This is a genomic window from Bacteroidota bacterium (genome assembly GCA_030706565.1).
Classification (GTDB): Bacteria; Bacteroidota; Bacteroidia; order Bacteroidales; family JAUZOH01; genus JAUZOH01.
In genome coordinates this window covers 1-7,694 of record JAUZOH010000182.1, presented here as the reverse complement: position 1 = coordinate 7,694, position 7,694 = coordinate 1, and the positions used below count along the sequence as shown (strand labels likewise).

Sequence of the window (7,694 nt, the reverse complement as noted above, 5' to 3'; positions counted from 1 at the left end):
ATCCCGTCCCTTCTTAGTGGCGTGCAGGTGATCAAGGGCAAAGCCAAATCCGGGACATCCGAACTTGATTTTATGGCCATCCCTTATTATGCCTGGGCTAACCGGGGCAAAGGCGAAATGGCTGTGTGGATGAAATATTAATTTTTTTGATGGTTTGCTTTAAAATGCTGTTCGCCAAAGGCGGGCAGCATTTTTTGTAATTTGGTAGGAAACACGTTGGATAGATTAAACTTGGCAAAATTTGTTCAGGTCTCAAGATGAATCTTGGCGTTTCTTATCTTAACTCAGTGGTTCTCAGTGTAACCATAATATTTTATTACGTAGGCTTCGACTCCCCTCTGCCATCTTGGGGTTATATTGAAATTACAGACAGGATTAACAGGATTAGCATGTTTAATTCGCAACGGTTGTTGGGACAACCTGTAAATCATGTTAATCTTGTCAAAATGTTTGCTTAAAAATACGTTTCCCGCTAAGGCGCAAAGTCGCAAAGAATCAATCATTATTTATGTACTTGGTTCCGTATTAAATATTCATAAATTTATTAACTTTAAATCAAGTATTGGGAGTAGCTTTTAAATGTGGGCCAACACCCAGTGGAGTAACGGGGGCAGGATTAATACGGCGAACGCCTGAGCCAAACCAATATCAGCCCACATAAAGCCTTGTCCAAAAGAACAAGGCTTTATTATATCCTATTCCGGACTTATCCTTCGCTGACAACTTATATGAATTCCTGTGCCTTCGATTCCGCTCAGGCACCGTTTGTCCCCGAGGGCTAAGCAAAGTAGAAGCTAAATCTCTGCGTTTCTCATCTTAACTCAGCGTTTCAAAAGTATTTTTTAGTGCTTTTTTTACGCTTCTGCGCCATTGCATGAAAATACGTTTCTCGCAAATAACGCAATGTTTGAAAACAATACCAAAACTTTCACCAGCCAGTTATAGTCCCTTTTTAAGGGTAAAAAGGTGAAAAATTCATCCCGGAACCCAGGAAACTTTAAATCCCCTTGAACCATATCAAACCATTTCAAACAATCATCAAACTATTCTTAACCACAAGGAACACAAGGATTACACAAGGTTCACAAAGAAACTTTGAACCTTTTTGAATCCTTTGAACTTTAAAAATTGTTAACTTAAAATAATTGTTTCTGTAATAAATACTATTCAATTTAAAATAAATAATATTGAAAAATAAATTGATTTTATTTAATATTCGTTTTAAAATATTTAATTTTGTCAAAAAATAATTGAATAATATGTTACCTGTCTATTGTCCGAGTTGTAAAGAACAGCTCAAAGTAAAATGTTTGAAATGCGAGTCGTGCCAGACCGAAGTGAGCGGGTCTTACGATCTGCCCATATTGGCCTTATTGCCGGAAAGCGACCAGCAATTTATCCTTCGCTTTGTGATCAACAGCGGAAGCCTGAAGGAAATGGCTGCAGAACTTAAGCTGAGCTACCCTACGGTAAGAAATATGCTGAACGAAATCATTGAAAAAATCAAGAATTATGAAACGAACATGTTTGCGAATAAAACACAAAACATCAATTAAAAACAGCAAACATGGAGTTCCATACGACCTTGGAAAATAAATTATATACGTATGAAAAATAAAGAGTTTTGGGGACTGATGTTCAACCCGTTCATCAAAATTGCCGGTTGGGAAGCCTTGGGCCTGGGACTGGCTATAAACATAATTGCTGCTTTTATTGGTGTTTACAGCCGGACTGTTTTCGACGGTGCTTTTGACGTACATCTGGTGGCCGGGACCAATTTTATCAGCTCGTTTGCCTACCTGGGCATTGGCCTGCTTTCGCTGATCTTTACATTGACAATCATGGCATTTGTTATTTCCCGGAATTTCAGGATTGTGGATGTTGTGGGCACCATATTACTGGCTCGTGCCCCGCTTATCCTGGTTTCACTGGCCGGATTTCTTACCCATGCACCTGATGCGAAAGTCATTATGGCCAATCCGGCCGTGCTTTTTACTTCGGTTTCATTTATTGTAGTTATGATCCTGATTGTTCCCGTTGCTCTCTGGTCGATCGCGCTTCAATACAATGCAATAAAGGTATCCTGCGGAGTCAAAGGAAGCAAACTGATCGCCGGTTGTATCATTGCCTTGTTTGCTGCTGAAGTTTTATCAACAATCATCATATTTTATTTTATAAAATAATACCATGAAAAAGATTCTAATAACATTAATGATTTTTGCCCTTGCTTTGACGGCATCGGGGCAAGACATTACCGGTGACTGGTACGGAACGCTGAAAACACCTGTTGGTAAACTGACCGTTGTATTACATATCTCTAAAAACGGGGATACATACTCATCTACCATGGACAGTCCGGATCAGGGAGCGAAGGGGATTCCAATGTCAACGGTAACCTTAAATAATGATACTCTCGTTCTTACCCATAAAGACGCAAACATAAGGTATACGGGTATCATTCTTGGTAAAGATTCCGTGTCAGGGACATTTACCCAGGCCGGACAGTCTTTCCCGTTGGGATTAAGCCGGAAGTTAATCGTTCAGGCAAGCCCCAAACGTCCGCAGGATCCGGTAAAGCCTTATCCTTACAGGGAAGAAAATGTAACATTTATCAATCCAAAGGGTAACTTCACTTTGGCCGGAACGCTCACTTTGCCAGCAGAAGGGAATAAATTTCCGGTGGTCATACTGATTACCGGAAGCGGACCGCAAAACAGGAATGAAGAGCTTTTGGGGCACAAACCCTTTCTGATTTGGGCTGATTACCTTACCCGCAGGGGCATAGCCGTATTAAGGTGTGATGACCGGGGCAGTTACGAGTCTAAAGGGGATTTCAGTACTGCCACAACTTTCGATTTTACCACAGATGTGGAAGCTGCAATCAATTATCTCAAGAGCCGTAAAGATATTAACCTGAAAAAAATCGGTTTGATGGGACACAGCGAAGGCGGATTGATTGCTCCCCTGGTGGCATCCCGGAATAAAGATGTGGCTTTCATCGTTATGCTTGCAGGTCCTGGAATTTCAGGCGGAGAGATATTATTGCGCCAGCAGGCCTTGATTGCTAAAGTCTCCGGGCAAAGCGATAAAGATATTGAAATCTCCCATTCGGTAAATGCTGAAGTTTTTAGAATGGTAAATGAGATTCAGCAACAGGATTCCCTTCAGGCTCAGATCAGCCGCTTTCTGCATAGCCAGGCAATTGAGCATCCGGGCGTTGTGCTCACAAAAGGAAGTTCTATTGATGATGCTGTCAATATTGAGGTTAAAACAATCCTTAACCCCTGGGTGCTGAGTTTTATCCGTTACAATCCTGAACCCACCCTGGAAAAAGTGAAATGTCCGGTACTGGCCATTATTGGGAGTAAAGATTTACAGGTTCCGGCCGATGCCAACCTCCCGGTAATTGAGAAGGCCCTGAAAAAAGCGGGAAACAAACATTTCACTGTCAAGGAATTGCCCGGGTTAAATCATTTGTTTCAGGAATGCAACACCGGTGCACCGGCCGAATATGGACAGATTGAGCAGACCATTTCCCCTTCGGCTTTACAGTTGGTGGGCGATTGGATCAAAGTCAATACAAAATAAGTTATAGTGTTCTTAGTGTATTCCCTTGTGAACCTTGTGGTTTGATATTTTACCACAATGAACACAAGGGATTCACAATGTGCACAAAGTTAAATTAAGCATAGAAAGATTATTCAGGCCTATTAATGAATTGATTAAAAAATCGATAAATTAATATTAATAGCGTTCTTAGTGTATTTCTTTTTGAACCTTGTGGTTTGAGATTTTACCACAATGAACACAAGGGATTCACAATGTGCACAAAGTTATAATTAGGCATAGAAAGATTATTCAGGCCTATTAATGAATTGATTAAAAAATCGATAAATTTATATTAATACTGTTCTTAGTGTATTTCTTTGTGAACCTTGTATTTTGGCATTTTCTCACCATGAACACAAAGGATTATGTTTTTTTACAAAATACCATTTATAATTCTTTTAACTCCATTTTTGAATAATAAAGTATTAAAGTTAATTAGTAAACCTAATTTGCAATTGGTTAATTTCAAATAGGTAAGTATTTGAGCTGTATGAAGGTCATTGAGGGCTTCTACTGATTTTATTTCAACAATTAATTTATTTTCAACAAATAAATCAATTCTGTACCCGGTGTCTAGTTTTACTTCTTCATATATCAATGGCAATGCTTTTTGTTTTTCTGTCTTTAAATTTAGTTTACTAAGTTCATAATACAAACACGCTTCGTATGCATTTTCAAGAAGTCCAGGACCTAATACTTTATGCACTTTTAGTCCTGTATCAAATACTATTTTTGCTAAATCATTTTCATTCATAATTTTAGTCTTAGTATTGTCAATTTTAATGCAAGATGCCTAAAGTTAATAAGTTATTTTTTTATTTGATTTTCCTTTGTTGATCTTTTATTTCAACTTCGAAAAAAAATTGATCGAAATCCAAGCCTCGCAGTGGCGAAATTGATTTTTTACTAAATTTACATTGAAAATCAAGAAGTCATCAAATGACGAATTTGCTGAATTTTATACAGTTAAATATTGTTATTCTATTTATTATTTTGTTGCCTGAACCGGACAAAAATTTTATATTGGATTTAAAAGATCGGCTTTACGCGATTTAAAGAAAAACAGGTTTATGCCCATTAATTCTTAAAAACATGAAAACACAAGATATACTTATTGCCCATCCTTCTAACGCGCATGAAATGAATGTCATTAAAGCTTTTTTTGAAGCATTGAAAATTAAATTCGAAGTAGCAAAGGAATCTCCTTATGATATTAAGTTTGTGGCCAAAATTGAAAATAGCCGAAAACAGGCTGCCGAAGGCAAAACTGTAAAAATAAGCCTTGACGATATATGGAAATAGAATATACCCTGCAGGCCAGCGAAGATTTGGTTTTCTGGAAAAAATCGAACAATGTGACCGTGCTGAAAAAAATCAGAAAGCTGATTGAGTCTATTTCTGAAACTCCCTGCGAAGGCATTGGAAAACCCGAACCGCTAAAATATGACCTGTTGGGCTGTTGGTCCCGCCGTATAAATAAGGAACACCGTATTGTTTATGAACTACATGAAGACAAAATCATTGTACTTTCGATAAAAGGACATTATTAAAATATGCTGTGGCAGTAAACTATAGAAAATAAACGGATATCATGCGCGGTATCGTCAGTCAGCGGCTTGAAATTTAGAGTTGCATATTTTCACCCGCAGGGTTTCCCGGCAGATACGAAAATAACGCTGCAGTTGCTGATTGCATCATACCGCCGTCCGTTGCCCTGTATGTCATTATCTTAATTAGGATTACGGGTAACCTCAAGGTAAAATCTTATTATCGGTATAACTTTCCTTTCGAGAAAAGCTAATTGCCTCCATTTTAACTCCTTTATTGCCAAGGTAAATCATTGTCGATTTTCTAGCCTATAACTCATTATAAACATTTGTTAAAATTTGGATTTGTCATTTCTAAATTATTAATTAGAAGATTTAATGAAAAAAACAAAGACTTTGCTGTTACAGAATTGTTGTCGTCAGTTTAATGAAACATGAAAATATGAAAAAACTAGTCTTGATTTATTTTGCTTTATACAGCATTGCTGCTTTTGGACAAGAAAATACAACTCTGGCACTATCAGGAGCTGCCACTAAAAAGGTTTTACCGGATAGGTTTATTGTGAATATTGCCCTGACCTCAGAAGGTAAAAGTCAAAAAGAAGGTTATAATGGACTTAATGAGTTGTCTGCTTTTGTATTGAATGAACTTAAAGAAATGAAGTTTACTCAGGAACAGATTAAATTGACTGATTATTCATTTTTTACTAGAAATATTGCACTCGAAAAGGCTCATAAAGAAACGAGATATTTTGCAAGTCAAAATATCTCCATTGATTTCAAACTCGATAAAGAAAGAATTTTAAAATTATATAACACGCTGTTAGATAATAATAAAAAGGGTATTTCATTGCAATTTTCAACTTCCATATCGGATAGTCTTAAAGAGAAAATAGGTGATGAACTTTTAGTATCAGCCATTTTTAATACACAGAAAAAAGCCAAACTCATTGCGTCTACTTCAAAATTGAAGATTAGAAATATTAAGAACATAACTTATAATACAACCGAGGATTCTAGTAATGAAGATGGATATATTAGATTTACACCACCAGTTATAAAAGCAGATGATGATGTGAAAATTTCTGAAAATGCTAACTTTTTTTCAATTAATGAGATTGCTCTTTCTGATGAAATAAAAATTACCTATTATTTAGAAAAATAAACAGACGCCACGTGCGGTATAGTCAACCAGAGGTGAAGTGCAGAGTTGCAGGTTTTCACCCGCAGGGTTTTTATCCGGGATGAGACGAGAACCGCACTACATTTATTGATGAATCATACTGCCGTCCGTTGTGGTTATATTGGTCGAATTTTAAATGATTACATTCTCAAAACCCAAAGACATATAAGGCGTCATGAAAAATAAATTTAAAAATGAAATATTTAATTATTTGTCAACCATTGGGCTTGGAGTAGAAAGATTTGAATTAAAGGATGATAATTGTCAAACAGAAATAATTCTTAAAGATTCTCCGCTAAAATTTATAATTGGAACTTCACCTGAAAGTTATAATTGGTTAGATTACCAATTTGTGGCATTTTCCCCAGACTTCACATTAAGTAACAAATTTCCAGAGACAAATTGGGATGATTTTAAAAGTGTATTTGATGGATTTAAAAATTGGATTAAATATCATGTTGAGGAATATATTGAAGATATACAAACAGATGACTTATGGAGTGAATATAATAAGGGAAATAAAACTTTGAGTTTTAGAGAAATCGAATTTAAAAATCAAGAAAATTTTAGTTTAGACGAGAAGGCTCAAATAAAATTGGCGATTAACGATTTAAAGCAACTAATTCACAAATCATTAGAGACTACTGAAGAAGAACAAATATTAATTAATAATAGATTGGAATACTTGATTGATGCAGTAAATAGATTAAATAAATTTGACTGGAAAAGTGTTGCCATATCAACAATTATAAATATTTCAATTACATTAACGTTAGATACAACAAAAGGTCAATTACTTTGGGAATTATTTAAGAAAGTTTTTAATGTAATTCCGATTTTGATAAAATAAAAACAATTGCTAATAAAACCAATAGGACTCTGAGCGGGCTATAAGCCCACTAGCTTGTTATTCCAATTATTCCCCACAAACCGTAATTATATAAAATCGTTATCTGCAAATTGTAAACTATTAGGTTAATTCAGGTCTTCTTTATAATGTCGTTCTCTCACGTATTTCTGAGCACAAAGCCAGTAGATTGGAAGAACTTCTTCCCTACTGTAAATAGCATTATCCATAATATTAATTAGAGGTTTTGATAGGTGCATTTTGCCGAACGGTTACGTTTCTATAATAATATCCGGTATATGCGGATAGTTGTAATAGGCAATGATATCGGCGCTGTTTAGAATGCGCGACTGGGAAGGTAGAAATTTTTTGATGGTATGGGCTTTAAACTCGGTGGAAGGCAGCGGCCGGATGAGTTTACCTAATTCTTCTTGGGACAAGCCTGGATTTAACCAGTCTTTTGCCTTTTCCGGGGAAAGGATCAAAGGCATCCGGCACTTGGTGTTGT

Annotated in this window: 9 protein-coding genes; 7 read left to right on the top strand and 2 right to left on the bottom strand. The window is 36.3% G+C overall.

Annotation, left to right across the window (positions count from 1 at the left end):
• Positions 1-1,259 precede the first annotated feature (1,259 nt).
• The 3 genes from Q8907_10130 to Q8907_10120 are packed head-to-tail and all read left to right on the top strand — an operon-like array spanning position 1,260 to position 3,588.
• Positions 1,260-1,556, top strand: coding sequence for a DUF2089 family protein (locus Q8907_10130; protein ID MDP4274624.1), 297 nt, complete (start codon positions 1,260-1,262; stop codon positions 1,554-1,556).
• 51 nt (positions 1,557-1,607) lie between these two features.
• A complete protein-coding gene (locus Q8907_10125; GenBank protein MDP4274623.1) occupies positions 1,608-2,183 on the top strand; it encodes a hypothetical protein in 576 nt (191 codons plus the stop codon).
• A 4-nt stretch (positions 2,184-2,187) separates the two neighbouring features.
• Positions 2,188-3,588: an alpha/beta fold hydrolase gene (locus tag Q8907_10120; GenBank protein ID MDP4274622.1), complete on the top strand. Its 1,401-nt coding sequence runs from the start codon at positions 2,188-2,190 to the stop codon at positions 3,586-3,588.
• A gap of 394 nt (positions 3,589-3,982) precedes the next feature.
• On the opposite strand, the gene Q8907_10115 is transcribed toward Q8907_10120, so the two are convergent.
• The gene (locus Q8907_10115; protein MDP4274621.1) at positions 3,983-4,363 is read right to left on the bottom strand and encodes a GxxExxY protein; all 381 of its coding nucleotides are present in this window, start codon (positions 4,361-4,363) and stop codon (positions 3,983-3,985) included.
• A gap of 338 nt (positions 4,364-4,701) precedes the next feature.
• Between Q8907_10115 and Q8907_10110 the strand changes: the two genes are divergently transcribed.
• The 4 genes from Q8907_10110 (at position 4,702) to Q8907_10095 (ending at position 7,189) form a co-directional block, all read left to right on the top strand.
• Positions 4,702-4,911 (top strand): hypothetical protein, encoded by a 210-nt coding sequence (locus Q8907_10110; protein ID MDP4274620.1) that lies wholly within the window; start codon positions 4,702-4,704, stop codon positions 4,909-4,911.
• Positions 4,902-5,159 carry a Txe/YoeB family addiction module toxin gene (locus tag Q8907_10105; GenBank protein ID MDP4274619.1) on the top strand — a complete coding sequence of 86 codons (258 nt, stop codon included), beginning with the start codon at positions 4,902-4,904 and terminating at the stop codon, positions 5,157-5,159. The genes Q8907_10110 and Q8907_10105 overlap by 10 nt, the downstream gene beginning before the upstream one ends.
• A 439-nt stretch (positions 5,160-5,598) precedes the next feature.
• Positions 5,599-6,321, top strand: coding sequence for an SIMPL domain-containing protein (locus Q8907_10100; GenBank protein ID MDP4274618.1), 723 nt, complete (start codon positions 5,599-5,601; stop codon positions 6,319-6,321).
• 193 nt (positions 6,322-6,514) lie between these two features.
• Positions 6,515-7,189 carry a hypothetical protein gene (locus Q8907_10095; GenBank protein ID MDP4274617.1) on the top strand — a complete coding sequence of 225 codons (675 nt, stop codon included), beginning with the start codon at positions 6,515-6,517 and terminating at the stop codon, positions 7,187-7,189.
• A 269-nt stretch (positions 7,190-7,458) separates the two neighbouring features.
• On the opposite strand, the gene Q8907_10090 is transcribed toward Q8907_10095, so the two are convergent.
• On the bottom strand, positions 7,459-7,694 hold a 236-nt coding region (locus Q8907_10090), incomplete at its 5' end, for a hypothetical protein (GenBank protein MDP4274616.1).